The sequence below is a fragment of the Streptomyces sp. NPDC026575 genome (genome assembly GCF_055567415.1).
In genome coordinates this window covers 223,483-239,921 of the sequence record NZ_JBVHQM010000008.1, presented here as the reverse complement: position 1 = coordinate 239,921, position 16,439 = coordinate 223,483, and the positions used below count along the sequence as shown (strand labels likewise).

Below are 16,439 nucleotides of genomic sequence, written 5' to 3'. Positions count from 1 at the left end.
CCAAAGGAAGCTAAGCGGAACAGATAATTCCGCTGTTTGTCAGGACCGACGGTAGCGAGTGAACAGGAACCCGGCCTCCTCCAATACGGAGGCCAGGGCGAACCGCTCGGGTACCTGGACCGCGGGTCCGTTCATGATCCTCGGCGCGGCGCCCACCGCGACCACCGGAGCCAGCGTCAGACACATCTCGTCCAGCGCTCCGGCCGCCGCGAACTGCCCCAGCAGCCGCGGTCCGCCCTCCGTGAGCAGCCGGGCGTGGCCCCGCCCGGCCAGCACCCCGGCCACCCGGGCCGGATCGACGCCCAGTCCCTCACCGGCGAAGAGCACCTCGACCCCCGCCTCCCGGGCCTGCGCCACCCGGTCCGCCGGCGCGCCCGCACCGGTGAGCACGAGGGTGGGGACCAGCGGCTCGGTGAACAGGGGCAGGCCGAAGTCCAGCCCGAGACCGGCGGTGACCACGGCGATGGCGGGGGCCGGGCCCTGGCCCGCGGCGGCCCGGCGGGCGGCGAACGCCTCCCGGGCGCGGGCCGGCCGGTAGCCCTCCTGCCGTACCGTTTCTGCGCCCACCACCACGACATCAGCGAGCGCCCGCAGCACCCCGAAGATCCGCATGTCGGCGTCGCTGGAGAGCGGCTGCGAGCGGCCCTCGTGATGCGCCGCGCCGTCCATCGACGACACCATGTTGGCGCGCAGCCATCCGCCCCGCCGCGCGTACGCCGGATCGTCCGGCGCCGGATACGCATAGGCGTCGGCCAGCTCGTCCAGGGTCCACTCCCGGTCGGTGGGACCGGGCGGCGGCGCCACGGCGTCCGTGCCGTCGAGGGGGGTCGCTGGCGGGGCGGGAAGGGGGAACAGGCGTCGCATGGCGGCAGTGTGACATGCCTCGCTCGGCGGACCGGCGGATACCGCCGAGGAGATAGGCTGGACGGCTGTGTCACCTTCCCAGCCCTCCTCCCCGCAGCCCGACCCGATCGCCGGACCGCCGGCCGACGGGGACGATATGGCGCCCACCGCGCTCACCTCCCGCGCCCCGCACGTCCCGGCCGACCGCCTGGTCGCCGAGATGGTGCCGCCGCCGCGCTTCCAGGACGCCCGCTTCGACACCTACATCCCGGACGCCCGGCAGCCCAGCCAGGCCGAGGCCGTCCAGGTTCTGAGCGACTTCGCGGACGGCATCGACGCCGGGTCGGGCGCGGGCACCGCCAAGCGGCGCTGGTTCGCCAGGAAGCCGGTGGCCCCCAAGGGTCCGCGCGGCGTCTATCTGGACGGCGGCTACGGCGTCGGCAAGACCCATCTGCTCGCCTCCCTGTGGCACGCCACCCCCGCCCCGGCCGAACGCAAGGCCTTCGGCACCTTCGTCGAGCTGACCAACCTCGTCGGCGCGCTCGGCTTCCAGCAGACCGTGCGCACCCTCGGCGACCACAAGCTGCTGTGCATCGACGAGTTCGAGCTGGACGACCCCGGCGACACGGTCCTGGTCTCCACGCTGCTCGGCAAGCTGGTGGACGCCGGCGTGGCGCTGGCCGCCACGTCCAACACCCTGCCCGGCAAGCTCGGCGAGGGCCGGTTCGCCGCCGCCGACTTCCTGCGCGAGATCCAGGGCCTGAGCGCCCACTTCCGTCCGCTGCGGATCGACGGCGAGGACTACCGCCACCGCGGTCTGCCCGAGGCCCCCGCCCCGTACGACACCGAGACCGTCACCCGCGCCGCCTACCGCACGCCCGGTGCCTCGCTCGACGACTTCCCCTCCCTGCTGGACCACCTCTCGAAGGTGCACCCCAGCCGCTACGGCGCGATGTGCGACGGCATCGAGGCGGTCTGCCTCACCGACGTCCAGGCCGTCCCCGACCAGTCCACCGCGCTGCGCCTGGTGGTCCTCGCCGACCGGCTCTACGACCGCGAGGTGCCCGTACTGACCTCCGGCAAGGGCTTCGACGAGCTGTTCAGCGACGAGATGCTGCGCGGCGGCTACCGCAAGAAGTACTTCCGGGCGATCTCCCGCCTGACGGCCCTGGCCCGCGACGCCAAGCCGCTGGTCGCCGGCGAGGCGGGGTAGCGGCACTCCGGGCCCTGCCCGGCCGATCCGGCAAGGGGGCTACGGCTTCCCGTAGTGCCGGGCCAGGGCGTGGAACGCCTCCTTCGGCTCCCAGGGCGCGGCGGCGTCGCCGCGCTCCCCGTCCAGCACCTTGACGATGCCGTACGACCCCAGGTCCGCGTCCCGGAGCGGATCCTTGCGGTGCGGCAGGGCGTAGCAGGCGAAGCTGAACCAGAAGGCCGTGTCGACCCCCTCCTCCTCGAAGAGCGGCAGCAAGTCGTCCATGTAGCGGACCTGTTCGCCCTCGTCCCGCACGGTCCCCGGCGTGACGGTGCCGTCCGGCTGGACGACGAGCCAGCCGGCCGCACCCATGTCGCCGGCGCCCCGGTAGGCGCAGCAGCCGGCCTCGGTGACCACGACCGGCTTGCCGTGCGCGAAGTACGCCCGCAGGTCCTCGCGGTAGGTGTCGGCGTTGCGGGAGCTGCGGTACGCGTCGACGCCGACGAGGTCGAAGGGCGTCCAGTCGACGTGCTCGATGGGGATGGACGCGTAGCTGAGCGGACCGCCGAACCGCGGCCGGACCGCCCCGGCCACCTCGGCGAGAAAGTCGTTGACCCGCTCCGGGATCGCGGCGAGCGCCTTCTCGCGCACCTCCGGTGCGGCGCGCAGCGGCTCCAAACGGTCGTTGAAGGTCTCGCCGGGCAGGTAGCCGCGGTTGAAGATGCTGATCTCGCAGCCGGTCGCCAGTACGACATCGGCCCCGGCGCGGCGCAGTTCCTCGGCCCGGTCCGCGCACTCGACGAAGTACGGCAGGAGCTGGTCCTCCGTCATCTCGCAGGGGAACGGCGAGTACCAGACCGCGAGCCCGGCCTCCGCCGCGGCCTCGGCCGCCGCGCTGATCCGCCCGGGGTCGCCGCCGGTGATGCGCACGGTGTTGCAGTGCAGATCCTCGGCGATGGCCCGCATGTCGCGCGCCGCGAGGCCGGGGGTGAAGCGGGGGTTCGTGGTGTCGCCGTTCGGAAAGGTTCCGGTGTCGTACTGCACGCCCTTGCCACGCATGGCTCCCCTTAAGGTTCGTCGCGTATCTTATCTTCCACGTAAGATACATGCTGTGCCTAAAGATGTGAACGGTGCGGCGCAGGGGCGCCGGCGCAGGGGCGCCGCGCTGGAAGCCGCCCTGCTGGACGCCGCCTGGGAGGAACTCCTCGCCGTCGGCTACCACGACCTGACGTACGAGGGCGTGGCCGCCCGCGCCCGCACCAGCCGGACGGTGCTCTACCGGCGCTGGCCCGAGCGCCGCGATCTGGCCCTGGCCGCCCTGCGGCACCGCACGCCGCCACTGCCCCCGCCGCCACCGGACACCGGCGCGCTGCGCACCGACGTCCTCGCACTGCTCGATCAGATCACCACCCGGCTGTCGGCGATGACCCCCGTCCTGGAGGTGCTCACCGACAGCCGGACCCGCGGCACCGACCTCGACGACTTCCTGGCGGATCGCTCACGCGAGACCGACGGGGGCGCGATGGCGGGGGTGCTCGCCCGCGCGGCCCGGCGCGGCGAGCTCGATCCGTCCCGGATCCCCGCCCGGGTCGCCGCCCTTCCGGTAGCCCTCGTGGCCGGCGGGATGCTGATCACCCATCGCGCCCCCTCGGAAGCCGATGTCACCGCGGTGGTCGACGAGGTGTTCCTCCCGCTGATCGCGCACTACGGCCGGGCCGGCTCACGGACCGCCGACTCCCTGGTGGATCGGGAAGAGTGACCGTCCCGCGCAGCCTGGTTCCCGGCGGCGCGGGTGCGTGGTACACACGAGCGGGTTACGTCACCTGTCCGCCAACAGGGAGTTGCCCATGTCTGCGACACGACGTCAGATACTGACGAGAGCCGGCGCGTTGGGGGTTTCGCTGGCCTTCTCCGGGAGCGTCACCGAGATCTTCGCCGGGACCGCGACCGCCCAGGGGATGGGGCGGCACGGCTACGGCCCGCTGGTCCCGGACCCGGCCGGACTGCTCGATCTGCCCGAGGGCTTCCGGTACAAGGTCCTCTCCAAGGAGGGCGACCCGCTGCTCTCCGGGGAGGGCAGGGTGCCCAGCAACTGCGACGGCATGTCAGCCTTCCCCGGTTCCCCCGGCGGCCACGGCGCCACCTACCTGGTCCGCAACCACGAGAACCGCACCGGGTCCCGCTCCGCCGTCCCCCGGGTCCCCGACCTGACGTACGACCCCGGTGGCGAGGGCGGCTGCACGGCCCTGGAGCTCGACCGGAACAACACCGTGCGCTCCGAACGGGTCGCCGTCGCCGGCACCTCCACCAACTGCGCGGGTGGCCACACCCCGTGGAACACCTGGCTGACCTGCGAGGAGACCGAGTTCCGGGCCGGCGAGGAGAACTACACCAAGGACCACGGCTTCATCTTCGAGGTCGATCCGTACGACCCCCGGCGCACCGGAGCCGTCCCGCTGACCGCCATGGGGCGCTTCCAGCACGAGGCGATCGCCGTGGATCCGGGCACCGGCGCGGTCTACGAGACCGAGGACGCCTTCGAGAAGCCGTTCGGGCTCTTCTACCGCTTTCTGCCGAACAAGCCGATGGGCGGGCGCGGTTCGCTCCGGGCCGGCGGCCGGCTGCAGGCGCTGCGCGTCCCCGGAGTGCCGGACCTGTCCACCATCCAGGAGCCCGGCACCGCCTTCGACCACGTCGAGTGGGTGGACGTCCCCGACCCGCTCGCCCGCGAAACCCCCGTCCGCTTCCAGGACTTCGGCCCCCGGGGCATCACCCACGCCCAGAAGCTGGAGGGCTGCTACTGGGGCGGCTCCTGTGTCTACTTCGTCTCCAGCTTCGCCCACCGCGCCGACGGTTCGGCGGCGGACCACTACGGCCAGGTCTGGAAGTACGACCCGAAGCGGCGGCGGCTGACCCAGGTCGTCGTCTTCGGGCCGGACACCGATCTGCAGCTCCCCGGCGAGTCCCCCGACAACATCTGCCTGGCGCCCAGCGGCGGCCTGATGGTCTGCGAGGACGGCGAGGGGGCCCAGCACGTCTTCGGCCTCACGCGGCACGGCGAGGTCTATGCGATGGCGCGCGGCCGCCAGAACATCGGCACCCCGCAGAAGCCGGAGTGGGGCGAATTCGCCGGCGTGACCTTCTCCCCCGACCACCGGACGATGTACGTCAACTGCTACACACCGGGGACGACGTTCGCGGTGACCGGGCCCTGGCGGCACTGACGCGGCGGGCCGGTCCCGACAGGGCGACACCCGGCTGACCATGGGGTGGCCGGTCGCGTTGCGGCGCGCTTGCGGCGGAGGTGCGGCGGCCGGTCACCCCGAGCAGGCGGTGCGCTGGGCCTCCTGCCATGCGCACACCGGGCAGAGCACGATGCCGGGGCGGTCGGCCGGGTACTCGGTGGGACGGCCGCAGTGCAGGCAGTCGGCTCGGGGCGCGGGGGCGGTCGGTGCCTCGGCGGCGCTCGTGGTCGTGCCCGCGGTGGTGGTCGGGTGGTCGTCGGTGCCTGGCATGGTGCCGAGCGTACGCCCGCGCCTCCCCGGCCGGGGAAGCCCGTAGGGAGCGGCGGCTGCCGTACGGCGCGCGCCCCGCGCGGGTCAGTCGCGGCGGGAGCTGAGGGCGCAGGCGGCGGCCGTGGCAGCGGCCGCGATCAGGAAGGTGAGGGCGAGCGGGAGCCAGGGGGTGCTGATCGTGCCGTGGACGGAGCCGGTGACCAGGCCGGTGACGGCGGCGTTGGCGGGCGAGGCACCGAGGACGAGCAGGAGCAGTGCGGCGGTGAGCCCCGCCGGGATGCTCCAGGCGGGGCTGCGCAGGACCGGCCGGTTGCACAGTGCGCCGATCGCGGTGCCCATCAGCAGGCAGGCCAGCGCGGCGAGCAGCCCCGCGGCGGCCGCGGGCAGGACCGGGACGGCCACCTGGTGGTCGGTGGAGCGCGGGTCGGACATCAGCACGGCCGCCGCCGTACCCAGCAGCGCGAGCAGCGTCCCGGCACCGGCCGCGGTGAGCACACCGGCCAGGTGCACCCGGCCGGGCCCGGCGGCGGCCGCGGCGCAGTTGCGGGCGGCCGGCGGCTCGTTGGTGACACAGATCCGGGTGAGCCAGACCGCGACGGGCAGCAGGCCGCCCGCGGCGTAGCCGAACGCGTCCAGGATCGGGCCGCCGCTCTGGAGGCTGATGGCCAGGAAGGCGGCGTAGCAGATGACCGGCGGCAGCCAGCGGTGCGAGCCGATGAGCAGCGCGGCCTGGTAGCGGAGGAGCGCGATCACGGGGAGGGCCTCTTCAGGGTGTCGGAGTCGGGGCGGACGGGGCGGGGATCTCGGCCTGTCCCGGGGCTTGGGCGACCGAGCGGATGTGCCAGGGCGGACGGGCGGAGAGCAGGGCCCGCAGCAGGGCGTCGGAGTGGGCGGCCGCGACCGTCAGCCGGAGCATGCCGTCCGGGCCCGGCGCGATCTCCGGTCCGCCGGGAAGCCGTGCCGCACCACCGGGCTGCCCGGACCCGCCACCGGGCAGCGCCGCCGCCCCATCGGGCGTGGGCACGCTGCCCGGTGGGCCCTCCACCTCGATGATCACTCGCGGACCGCTCGCCGCCGCCGCGCCCGCGCCGGGCCCACCGCTCTCCTCCTGGGGCAGCAGCCGCCCCGCCACGACCCGATAGCGGGCGTCGGCCGCGCCGGCCAACCGGTGCGGGTCGTGGTCGACGAAGACGACGGTGCCGCCGGCCGCGACCCGCTCGGCGACGGCGCGGTCGAGTACCTCGCGTGCGCCGCGGTCCAGGCCGGTCCATGCCTCGTCCAGGATGAGGAGTTCGGGCTCGCCGAGCAGCGCCTGGGCGACCGCGACCTTCTGGCTGGTCCCCTTGGACAACTCGGCCAGCCGCGTATGCGCGTGCCCGGCGGCGCCGAAGCGTTCGAGCCACTCGGCGGCACGGCGGGCCGCTTCCGGGCCGGGTACGCCGTGGATGCGGCCGAGGTGGGTGAGGTACCCGACGGCGGTGAAGGGCATGGCGGCCGGAAAGCGCTCGGGGACGTACGCGCTGCGCGGCCGGCCGGTGATCCGCCCGGTACTGGGGCGGTCGATACCGGCGAACAGCCGCAGCAGAGTGGACTTTCCGCTGCCGTTGGTCCCCTCGAAGCGCAGCAGCGCTCCCGCGGGCACGTCGAGATCGACATCCTTCAGCACCCAGGGGCCGCGCACCCCGTAGCGCCGCCCCACCCCGTCCAGCCTCATCCGCTCCGCCGCCTTCCCCCGCCGCCGGCTTGCCGTGCCGCCGTGCCGCCCCCGACGGTAGCCGGAGCGTGGGCCCGGTGCGCCTGCGGGTACGCACCGCGCTCAGCCGGGTACGGCGCGAACCCGGGGACCTTCGGGCTCAGTTGCCCGCCCGACGGCCAGTGCGGGCGGCCGGCCCGTACCGGCCTCACTGGGGGCCGCGAGGCCCGCGCCGGCGTTGTCGGTGGCGGCTGGCAGACTGGTCGGGTGATCAGCACCGAGACCGCCGGGCAGCCCGGCAACAGCTCCAGCAGCCCGCTCCGGCAGGCAGAGACCGACCGGGACGCGGCGCCGCAGTTCGTGCTGCCGCTGGTCGCGCGGATCGAGCGGGCCGAGCCGCCGGCGCGTACGGACGCGCTGGAGACCGCCGCGCGGGCGGTGCTGGTGCTGCTGTCGGACGAGCGGTCGACCGGGGACGGCGAATGGGCCGAGGCGGTGCGGGCCTGGCAGGACGCCCGGATCCGGAAGGTGGTGCGGCGGGCGCGCGGCGCGGAGTGGCGGCGGGCCGAGGCGCTGCCGGGCATCACGGTCGGCGGTGACCGCGCCGAGGTGCGGGTCTATCCGCCGGTGCCGCTGGACGGCTGGCCGAAGGACCTGGCGCGGCTCCAGGTCTCGGGCACGGAGCTGGACGACCCGGAGCCCCCGGCGGCGCCGGCCGAGGGGGTGCCGGTGCTGTGGCTCAACCCCGAGCTGGAGATGTCGGCGGGCAAGGAGATGGCGCAGGTCGGGCATGGCGCCCAGCTGGCGTGGTGGGAGCTGTCCGAGGAGGAGCGGGCATCCTGGCGCGCGGCGGGGTTCCCCCTGGCCGTACGGTCCGCGGACCGTACGCACTGGGAGGCGCTGACCCGCAGCGGGCTGCCCGTGGTGCACGATGCGGGCTTCACGGAGATCGCCCCGGGGAAGACCGTTGCGGTCGAAGGGGGCAGCCGGTTCTGTCCTCTCCCCGGGGAGCGACGGCCGTAGGGCGTGTCCTACGGGTCGGAGACGGTCGGGGCCCGGCGTTCCAGGCTCCGGCGCGCCGGCTCTCCCGGCGCCGCCGTGGCGTATGTGGGGGGGGTAGCCCTACCCGAGCCGGGTGGTCAGCAGGATCGTCCCGGGCGACCGTGTCCGGAATCGTTGGGTCTGGCAGATACCGCCGATCTCCCGACGATTCCACAGGAGTTGACTCGTGCGTGCGCAGTCATGGCAGAGGTTCCGTTCCTCCGGACGGCAGCGGAGCGGTCGGCCCGGAGCCGTGCCGATCGCGGTCGCGGTGGCCTGCGGCATCCTGACGACGGGGGCCCTGGCGCCGCCCGCGGCGTCCGCCGTCGCCGGGCCGGACACCGTCCAGCAGGGCCTGAACGCACTGGTGCGCACCGACGGCCTGCCCGCCGCGCTGGCGAGCGTCACGCACCACGGAGGCCGCACCCGCACCTACACCGCAGGGGTCGGCGACCTGGCGACCGGCTCGAAGGTGCCCAGGGACGGCCAGGTGCGGATCGGCAGCAACACCAAGACGTTCGTCGCGGTGGTCGTGCTGCAACTGGTCGGCGAAGAGAAGATCGGTCTCGACGCTCCCGTCGACACCTATCTCCCGGGCCTCGTCCGCGGACAGGGGATCGACGGACGCCGCATCACCGTCCGCCAACTCCTCCAGCACACCAGCGGACTTCCCGACTACGAGAAGGACATCGAGGACGACATCCTTCAGCACCGGTACTTCGACCCCCGCGACCTCCTGGACATCGCACTCCGGCACCGTGCCGAATCCGCCCCCGGGACCAGATGGCAGTACAGCAACACCAACTACGTGCTGGCCGGCCTGATCGTCCAGAAGGTCACCGGCCGCCCCCTCGCCGAAGAGGTGGACAGGCGCGTCATCAAGCGCATCGGGCTGCGCCACACCTCCTTCCCCGCCCCCGGTGACATGGCCATCCGAGAACCCCATCCCAAGGGCTACCACCAGGATTCGGCAGGTGCGCCGCTGCGCGATGTCACGGAGATAGACCCGTCCGCGGGCTGGGCGGCAGGCCAGATGATCTCCACCAACTCCGACCTCAACCGGTTCTCCACCGCGCTCCTCGCCGGCCGCCTCCTCCCGGCGGCGCAGCTCGCCCAGATGCGCACCACCGTCCCTATCGGGGACACCGGCGCCGGCTACGGCCTGGGGCTCATGAGCAGGCCGCTGTCGTGCGGCGGTGTCTACTGGGGCCACGGCGGTGACATCACGGGATACGAGACCCGGGGCGGCGTCACCGATGACGGCCGCGCCGTCGACATCGCGGTGACCAGCGTCCCGGCCGAGGGGGTGGCCACGAAGCACCTTGAGGGTGTCGTGGATGCGGCCCTGTGCCGCTGAAGAGGGCCTCCTCATCGCGGTCGGTGCTGTTCACCAGCCTGACGAGGGCGCCCTGGTCACCGACGCGGCCGGGGTACGGAGCCACAGCCGCGGAGGTAGGGCCGGTCGCGGGTGCCGACAGCGCCGATCGGGCCGGCGGCTCGGAGGATGACGTCAAGGGCTCGTCGCGGGTCGGCGGCGTAGATGCCGCTCGCCCAGGCGGCGTTGGCCTCGACCACCGCCCAGCGTCCGTCGACCACTCCCACGTCGACGACGATGGCGGTGGGCAGCGTGTGGCCGTAAGCGGCCAGCAGCTCCGCGCCGAAGGCCGACGCGTCGGAGGGCAGCGGCCCCAGGCGCAGCCTTCCCCGCTCGGCGTACTGGCTGCCGGTGTGCACCACGCCGTCCAGCAGGTGCAGCCGGTACTCGGCGGTGAACTCCACCACGTCGCTGACCAGCACGGGTGTCTGCGGGTCCAGCTGGTCCGGACCGGGCAGCCGGGAGCCGTCGGTGTAGACGACCGCCCGTATCTCCTTGTCGTTCGGCGACTTGACGAACGCGGGGCGCCGCAGCTCGTATGCCTCGCGGATCGGCATGGCGAGGACCTCGCGCCGCGTGTAGTCGTAGGGCAGGCGCGCCAGCCAGTCCTCGGGCGCCTGCAACAGGGCGATGCCGAGGGCGGGTGCCACGACGTCGGCGAAGCTCGGCCCCGCGTGCAGATGCCCGGCGCGCAGTCCGTCGGGCACCGCGAACGTGGGCAGTTGCACGGTGCGCAGACCACGACGGTGGGCGGCGTCGCGCACCGCCTCCGCCGAGGCGGTGAGCCGGGGTGGCAGAACGAGGGTCATAGGCGTCGATCATGCCGCAGGGCCGGTAGGCACCCCCACCGAATATCGGGGCCGCCCCACCGGCCCACCCGAAACGGCCTCGTCCCCGGCCCCGGGATGCGGTTCCCGGCCCGCGCCCGAGGGCTGGGGCACTACTCGGCCGACATGGCCTCCCGCAGCGCCTGCGCGGTGGTGTTCGGGTCGTAGCCCTCGGGGACGCCGTCGACCAGGATGATGTCGCCCTTGATGTGCCGCGAGCGCAGCGGTGCGATCTCCTGGTACGCGGGCGAGTCCCACCAGGCCCGCGCCTCGTCGATCCCGGGGAAGCCGATCAGCACGACGTGCCCGGGCCAGCTGCCCTCCTTCACTTCGTGCTGCGAGGCGTGCACGAGGAAGCGGCCGCCGTACGGCTCGAAGGTCGCGGTGATGCGCTCGATGTACTCGGCGATCTCCGGGTGCGGAGCGGCCTCCTGCAGATGGGCTATGGCGTAGGCGGGCATGGCGTCCTTCCGTTCGGCGTGGTTCGGTTGGGCTCCGTTACGCCGACGATCATGGCACGCGGCCGCGCCGAAGGCGGCGGCTTCGGGCGAGTCGCCGTTGCGGCACGCGGTGTCCCCGGACCCGGGTACGGCCCGGACGTCGGACAACCGGCTCAGAAGTTGCCGTAGTTGACCTGCCAGGTCGGCAGGCCCATCCGGCGCCAGACCGCGACGACGCGGTCGCGGTCGTCGAGGGAGACGCGCACCGCGAAGCGGTGGCGGACGTGGCGGTCGAAGAGTTCGGCCTTCACGACGTCGTCACGACGGCCGTCGCCGGCGGCGCGCATCCACAGCTCGTCGTAGGGGACGTCGTGCCGGCGCAGCCACTCCTCGGTCAGCCGGCGGTGCTCCTCGCCGCGCCCCGAGAGCAGGACGATGACGTCCCGGTCGGCGCGCTGGAAGGAGCGCAGGGCGTCGCGCACCGAGACGTTGAGCAGATCCTCGCCGCAGCGCGAGAAGTCGTAGGGTCCGCGGTCGCCCCTGATGGCGAGCGTGCCGTCGATATCGCACATCACCGCCGCCGGCAGGGCCGGGTCGGCGGTGTACGGCTCGACCGGCACCTCGTCGTTGAACCACTCCGCGGTGAGCCGCCAGCCGCCCTGCCGGGCCTTGGCGTGCTTGTCGGCCAGGAGCCGGATGATCTCCTCACCGGCCGTCCGCTCCCGCTCCGCGTCGCGCCGTATGCACTCCTCCACCGGGACGTCGGTGAAGTCGTGCACGACGAAGGCGGCCTGTCCGGCCACGGCGGCCTTCAGGCGCTTGGGGATGTGGGGCGTCAGGTGCGTGTTGTCCACGACGACGTCGAAGCCGTCGTCGACGGCGGCCCGTACCGCCGCGTCCTGGATCGCCAGCACGGTCTGCTCGTGCGCATACGACCGGCGCTCCGGTGCCGGGATGTCGAGCATGGTCCGCAGGTCGTCGAGGTTGACCCGACGCATCCGGCCCTCGGACTCCGCCTGCAGCCTGCGCGCGGCGGTCGTCTTGCCCGAGGCCGGGAGCCCCGTCATGACGTGTACTTCGGGCACGGTCAGTTCTCCTCGTCGTTCTTGAAAGGGTCGGATGCCTCCGGCCGGAAGGAACGGTACGTCACCAGCTGCGTGGGACGCCCGTCCAGGCGCTGGAACATGGCGGGGCGGACGGCCGCGTCGGGCAGCTCCCGCACGGCGCGGGCGAAGGCGCCGCGGTCGCCGGCGAGGTGTGCCAGGGACCGGTACGCCTCGTCGATCGCGTGCTCGCGTTCGGCCACGTTCTTCTCGATCCGCGCGATCACCTCGTGCACCCAGGCGTCGAACTCGTCGGGCACCTGCTCCAGCAGCGCGTCCAGAGGCCGTCCGCCGGACGCCTCGATGTCGGCCGCCGCGCAACCCAGCGCCTGGGCCACCTGCTTGGCGGGCAGACCGGCGAAGCGCTGGATGCCGTGGCCGCGCCAGATGTCCCGCTCCGTCACGCCGGTGAGCACCTTGTGCAGCCGTACGTACTCGGCGAGCTTGGCCTTGGCCCGTACGCCCGAGGCGAAGCGCAGCACGAAGCCCTCGGCGTTCGTGCCGGTGGCGGCGGTGCCGCCGGGGAGCCGGTTGGCCTCGGCCAGGGCGAGCAGTTCGGCGAGCGGCATGGCGGGCCAGACGGTGACGACCGAGCCTATGCCGTGCCAGCACGCCGCGGCGTCGGCCAGGGGTATCTCCGTGCCGTCCTTGGCGAGGGCGGCGAGCAGCACCAGATCCCGGCGGTCGCCGTAGTCGACGACGATGCGGTTCTGCGGGTAGAGGATCTCGGCGAGGTAGGTGACGCCAGGCACCAGGGCGGCGGTGTCGCTGCCGTCGAGCAGCCGCTGGGCCCAGGTCGCCTGGGTGCTGACGAACGAGCCCTTGGACGCGACGTGCCAGCGGCCGGCGTAGTGGAAGATCACCGCGAGGCTGCCGTCGACCTTGTCGTACACCTCGAACGGCTCGTCCGGCAGGGCGGGCGCGTACGGCTGACCGGCCTCGTGCTCGCCGACGTTGAAGAACTTGGGCAGCGGCAGCGCGACGATCTCTCCGGTCGCGTCGTCGGCGACCAGACCGCGGCAGCGCATGGTCACCCTGTTCCACACGCGCTCGTACTGGGCCGTCCTGGTGTACGTGTAGAGGGACAGCGGCAGTTCGGGGTGCCGTTTGCGGGTGACGTGCCCGGCGTCGAGGGCGGCCGTCAACTCCCGCGGCGGCAGCAGCTCGTGAAGGTTCAGGGTCGCCTGGCTCATGTTCTTCTCGGTTCCTCCTGGTAGTGACCCTTGATTCTGGTCCGTGGGAGGCCCGGTGAACAGTGAATTGATGCGCGGTCGGTGGATCACCCCGCGGCGGGGCGGGGCGGCATCCAGTGGGCGACATGGAAGTCGCCCTTCTCCAGGGTCTCGAAGGGGGCGGAGCCCAGGCACTTGCCGACGCTCTTCTTCGGCAGGCCGTCCATGGCCCAGCTGTAGCCGAGCCGGTCGTTCTTGCCGCTGTCCAGCACGGTGAAGCCGAACCGCTTGCCCTTGAGATCACCGATCCGCGGCAGCCCCGGCACGTTCTTGAAGTGCGACTCGGTCACGATGCCGGTGGCGACGGCGACCGGGCCGCCGGTCACCAGGCAGTCGATACGGCCCTTGAAGTAGCCGCCCCAGTCCTTGCCGAAGTGGTGGCTGACGCGGAACGTGCCGCGCGCCTGATCGGCGAAACCGTGGGCGTCGATGGTGAAGTGCACATTGTCACCGGGCTGGCGCTTGAGCTTGGCGGAGCCCTTGAGCGAGGGTTCCTCGACGGTGTGCCGGGCGGCCCCGGGCCCACTGCCGGCGGCTGCGGCCGGCCCCGGCATGCCGAGGGTCAGCACGGTCGCCGTACCCGCGGCGAGTGCGGTGGCGGCCATGACGAGGGGGCGGCGCAGTGCGGGCATGCTTCCTCCAAGGGGTGAGGCGAGGGATCGGATGCGGTGCGGCAGGCGGGAGTTGCCCGTCCCCGCTGCTCTCCACGGTCCTCTCGGCCCCTTCGCCGCGCCTCGCTCCGCAGAAGGAACACCCTCCGCCGAGCGGTGGAGGAGACTTCGCCCCGATCCCGGCCCTCAGGCCGAGGCGCGCGGCCGGGACGGCCGCGCCCCCGGGAAGCACAGAAGGGCCCCCTCCTCTTATGAGGAAGGGGCCCTTTGCGGAGCGCCCGGCAGGCCTTGCACCTGCATCTCCCACCGGTTGGTGGACGTCTTTCCTTGGACCACAGACGCGTGACTCCCGCCCGCGGGCCGGAGTTACACCATGATCATACACGGCGATCGAGGTGCGTCGTCCAGTGCGCGGGCGGGGCCCGGGGTACGCCCCCTAGCTCAGCGTCTTCAGCGCCGCCGCGTCGTACGGCTTCAGCTCGTCGAAGCGGCCGGCCAGGACCTTCGTCGCCCACTCCGGGTCCTGGAGCAGGGCGCGGCCGACGGCGACCATGTCGAACTCGTCGCGCTCCAGCCGGTCGAGGAGGTTGTCGATGCCCTGGACCCCGGACCCCTCGCCCGCGAACGCGCGGAGGAAGTCGCCGTCGAGACCGACCGAGCCGACGGTGAGGGTGGGGCGGCCGGTGAGCTTCTTGGTCCAGCCCGCCAGGTTCAGGTCCGAGCCCTCGAACTCCGGGAGCCAGTAGCGGCGGGTGGAGGCGTGGAAGGCGTCGACGCCGGCGTCGGTGAGCGGGGCCAGGATCGCCGCCAGCTCCTCCGGGGACTCGGCGAGCCGCGCGTCGTACGCCTCCTGCTTCCACTGCGAGTAGCGGAAGATCACCGGGAAGTCGGGCGAGACGGTCTCGCGGACCGCGGCGACGATCTCGGCCGCGAACTTCGTACGGGCGACGGGGTCGCCGCCGTACGCGTCGGTGCGGCGGTTCGTCCCCGCCCACAGGAACTGGTCGAGGAGGTAGCCGTGGGCGCCGTGCAGTTCGACGCCGTCGAAGCCGATGCGCTCGGCGGCCGCGGCGGCCTCGGCGAAGGCGCCGATGACATCGTCCAGATCGCTCCGGGTCATCGCCTTGCCGGCGCCCTCGGTGCCGTCGACGCGGATGCCGGAGGGGCCGACGGCGGGGGCGTCGACGAAGGGCGGGTCGCCCTGCTTGCGCACCATGCCGATGTGCCACAGCTGCGGCACGATCGTGCCGCCCGCCGCGTGCACGGCGTCGGCGACCCGCGCCCAGCCCGCCAGTTGCTCCTCGCCGTGGAACCGCGGCACGCGGTCGCTCTGCCCGGCCGACTCGTGGCCGACGTAGGTCCCCTCGGTGACGATCAGGCCCACCCCCGCGGCGGCGCGGCGCGCGTAGTACGACCGCACGTCCTCACCGGGGACACCGCCCGGCGAGAACATGCGCGTCATCGGCGCCATCGCAATACGGTTGGGAACGGTCAGGCCGTTCAGCGCGACGGGGCGGGACAGGATTTCCGCCGCGCGGGAGGCGGCGGACGCGGTGACGGTCACGGAGTGCTCCTCGTAGGTACCGGTCGGTATGTGCACATGCATCGAATGCGTGCATTGCCAACCAGGGCTGCCGTCCACGCATTCCGGCCGTCCGGCGAACCCGCCTGTGATCCCGGACACGCGCCGGGAGCCGGGGCGTTCGGCCGTCCTCGACGCGACGGCCCCGCGGGGCGGGAGGGCCGGGCCGGACCGTACGGTGGGGCCATGTTCGCCTCACTCCTCGGGTTCACCGCCGTGGCCGCGCTGCTGACCGTCTCCCCCGGCCCCGACTTCGCGGTGGTCCTGCGGACCGCGCTCGGCTCGGGGCGGCGCGCCGCACTGTGCAGCGCGCTGGGCATAGCCGCCGGGTGCTTCGTGTGGGGGCTGGCCGGCGCGGTCGGGCTGACCGCGATGCTGTCGGCCTCGGAGACGGCGTACCGCGTCCTGCGGGTGGCCGGGGCGCTGTATCTGATGTGGCTCGGGGTGCAGGCGCTGCGCGGCGCCCGGCGGATGCGGACGGCCGGGCGCACGGAGACGGCGGACTCGGGGCGGGGCGCGGGGCGGGAAGCGGCCGCGGGCACGGGTCGGGACATGGCCGCGGGCGCGGGTCGGGAGGCGCCGACGACGCCCCTGGGCGCGTTTCGTACCGGTCTGCTCACCAATGTCCTGAACCCCAAGGTCGGGGTCGTCTACATGTCGCTGCTGCCGCAGTTCATCCCGCACGGTGCGCCGGTGGTCGCCACCACGCTGCTGCTGGTCGCCGTCCATGCCGCACTGGGCATGCTGTGGCTGGGCGGTGTCGCGTTCGCGGTCCACCGGGCGCGGGCCGTCTTCCAGCGTCCGCGCGTACGGCGGCGGCTGGATCAGGCCACCGGCGGGGTGCTGCTGGCGCTGGGCGCCGCGGTGGGGTTCGAGACCGCCCGCTGACTGCCGCGGGGGCGCCGGCGGGGCGTGCGGGAAGCTCAAATCAACCTCTGAACTCGGCCGGTGCAGGGTTTGGCCCCTGTTGACGGGGCCATGAGTA

17 protein-coding genes are annotated in these 16,439 nt (G+C 73.3%); 6 read left to right on the top strand and 11 right to left on the bottom strand.

What is annotated here, in order from left to right; genetic code table 11:
- Positions 1-39 precede the first annotated feature (39 nt).
- Entirely contained in the window at positions 40-864 is an 825-nt protein-coding gene (locus tag ACZ4NB_RS13830; RefSeq protein WP_467661133.1) for a pyrimidine reductase family protein, read from the bottom strand.
- Between the two features lie 67 nt (positions 865-931).
- Between ACZ4NB_RS13830 and zapE the strand changes: the two genes are divergently transcribed.
- Positions 932-2,056: a cell division protein ZapE gene (gene zapE / locus ACZ4NB_RS13825; RefSeq protein WP_467661132.1), complete on the top strand. Its 1,125-nt coding sequence runs from the start codon at positions 932-934 to the stop codon at positions 2,054-2,056.
- A 39-nt stretch (positions 2,057-2,095) separates the two neighbouring features.
- On the opposite strand, the gene ACZ4NB_RS13820 is transcribed toward zapE, so the two are convergent.
- Positions 2,096-3,094, bottom strand: a complete 999-nt coding sequence (locus tag ACZ4NB_RS13820) for a hypothetical protein (protein WP_467661131.1) — start codon at positions 3,092-3,094, stop codon at positions 2,096-2,098.
- A gap of 52 nt (positions 3,095-3,146) precedes the next feature.
- Between ACZ4NB_RS13820 and ACZ4NB_RS13815 the strand changes: the two genes are divergently transcribed.
- Entirely contained in the window at positions 3,147-3,794 is a 648-nt protein-coding gene (locus ACZ4NB_RS13815; protein ID WP_467661130.1) for a TetR-like C-terminal domain-containing protein, read from the top strand.
- Positions 3,795-3,882: 88 nt separating this feature from the next.
- Positions 3,883-5,259 (top strand): alkaline phosphatase PhoX, encoded by a 1,377-nt coding sequence (locus ACZ4NB_RS13810; protein WP_467661128.1) that lies wholly within the window; start codon positions 3,883-3,885, stop codon positions 5,257-5,259.
- Between the two features lie 93 nt (positions 5,260-5,352).
- Here ACZ4NB_RS13810 and ACZ4NB_RS13805 read toward each other — a convergent pair whose 3' ends face one another.
- The 3 genes from ACZ4NB_RS13805 to ACZ4NB_RS13795 all read right to left on the bottom strand — a co-directional run bounded on the left by ACZ4NB_RS13805 (position 5,353) and on the right by ACZ4NB_RS13795 (position 7,264).
- The gene (locus ACZ4NB_RS13805) at positions 5,353-5,550 is read right to left on the bottom strand and encodes a hypothetical protein (protein WP_467661126.1); all 198 of its coding nucleotides are present in this window, start codon (positions 5,548-5,550) and stop codon (positions 5,353-5,355) included.
- A gap of 84 nt (positions 5,551-5,634) precedes the next feature.
- Positions 5,635-6,303 (bottom strand): ABC transporter, encoded by a 669-nt coding sequence (locus tag ACZ4NB_RS13800; protein ID WP_467661124.1) that lies wholly within the window; start codon positions 6,301-6,303, stop codon positions 5,635-5,637.
- Between the two features lie 13 nt (positions 6,304-6,316).
- Positions 6,317-7,264 carry an ATP-binding cassette domain-containing protein gene (locus ACZ4NB_RS13795; RefSeq protein ID WP_467661122.1) on the bottom strand — a complete coding sequence of 316 codons (948 nt, stop codon included), beginning with the start codon at positions 7,262-7,264 and terminating at the stop codon, positions 6,317-6,319.
- 246 nt (positions 7,265-7,510) lie between these two features.
- On the opposite strand from ACZ4NB_RS13795, the gene ACZ4NB_RS13790 reads away from it, so the two are divergent.
- Together ACZ4NB_RS13790 and ACZ4NB_RS13785 are read left to right on the top strand one after the other, a co-directional pair.
- Complete coding sequence (locus ACZ4NB_RS13790; protein WP_467661120.1) at positions 7,511-8,266, top strand: peptidyl-tRNA hydrolase; 756 nt, start codon at positions 7,511-7,513, stop codon at positions 8,264-8,266.
- 271 nt (positions 8,267-8,537) lie between these two features.
- The gene (locus tag ACZ4NB_RS13785) at positions 8,538-9,641 is read left to right on the top strand and encodes a serine hydrolase domain-containing protein (protein ID WP_467661118.1); all 1,104 of its coding nucleotides are present in this window, start codon (positions 8,538-8,540) and stop codon (positions 9,639-9,641) included.
- Positions 9,642-9,697: 56 nt separating this feature from the next.
- On the opposite strand, the gene ACZ4NB_RS13780 is transcribed toward ACZ4NB_RS13785, so the two are convergent.
- From ACZ4NB_RS13780 to ACZ4NB_RS13755, 6 genes are all read right to left on the bottom strand, one after another.
- The gene (locus ACZ4NB_RS13780; RefSeq protein ID WP_467661116.1) at positions 9,698-10,468 is read right to left on the bottom strand and encodes an ATP-grasp domain-containing protein; all 771 of its coding nucleotides are present in this window, start codon (positions 10,466-10,468) and stop codon (positions 9,698-9,700) included.
- Between the two features lie 131 nt (positions 10,469-10,599).
- Positions 10,600-10,947: a DUF1330 domain-containing protein gene (locus tag ACZ4NB_RS13775; RefSeq protein ID WP_467661114.1), complete on the bottom strand. Its 348-nt coding sequence runs from the start codon at positions 10,945-10,947 to the stop codon at positions 10,600-10,602.
- Between the two features lie 152 nt (positions 10,948-11,099).
- Positions 11,100-12,011: a phosphatase domain-containing protein gene (locus ACZ4NB_RS13770; RefSeq protein WP_467661113.1), complete on the bottom strand. Its 912-nt coding sequence runs from the start codon at positions 12,009-12,011 to the stop codon at positions 11,100-11,102.
- A gap of 2 nt (positions 12,012-12,013) precedes the next feature.
- On the bottom strand, positions 12,014-13,222 hold the full coding sequence (locus ACZ4NB_RS13765; protein ID WP_467661112.1) for an RNA ligase: 1,209 nt from the start codon (positions 13,220-13,222) through the stop codon (positions 12,014-12,016).
- An 86-nt stretch (positions 13,223-13,308) separates the two neighbouring features.
- Positions 13,309-13,893 carry a hypothetical protein gene (locus tag ACZ4NB_RS13760; protein ID WP_467661110.1) on the bottom strand — a complete coding sequence of 195 codons (585 nt, stop codon included), beginning with the start codon at positions 13,891-13,893 and terminating at the stop codon, positions 13,309-13,311.
- Positions 13,894-14,308: 415 nt separating this feature from the next.
- Complete coding sequence (locus tag ACZ4NB_RS13755) at positions 14,309-15,436, bottom strand: NADH:flavin oxidoreductase (RefSeq protein WP_467661109.1); 1,128 nt, start codon at positions 15,434-15,436, stop codon at positions 14,309-14,311.
- Between the two features lie 204 nt (positions 15,437-15,640).
- Here ACZ4NB_RS13755 and ACZ4NB_RS13750 point away from each other — a divergent pair, with 204 nt between their 5' ends.
- Positions 15,641-16,342, top strand: coding sequence for a LysE family translocator (locus ACZ4NB_RS13750; protein WP_467661107.1), 702 nt, complete (start codon positions 15,641-15,643; stop codon positions 16,340-16,342).
- Positions 16,343-16,439: the final 97 nt, after the last annotated feature.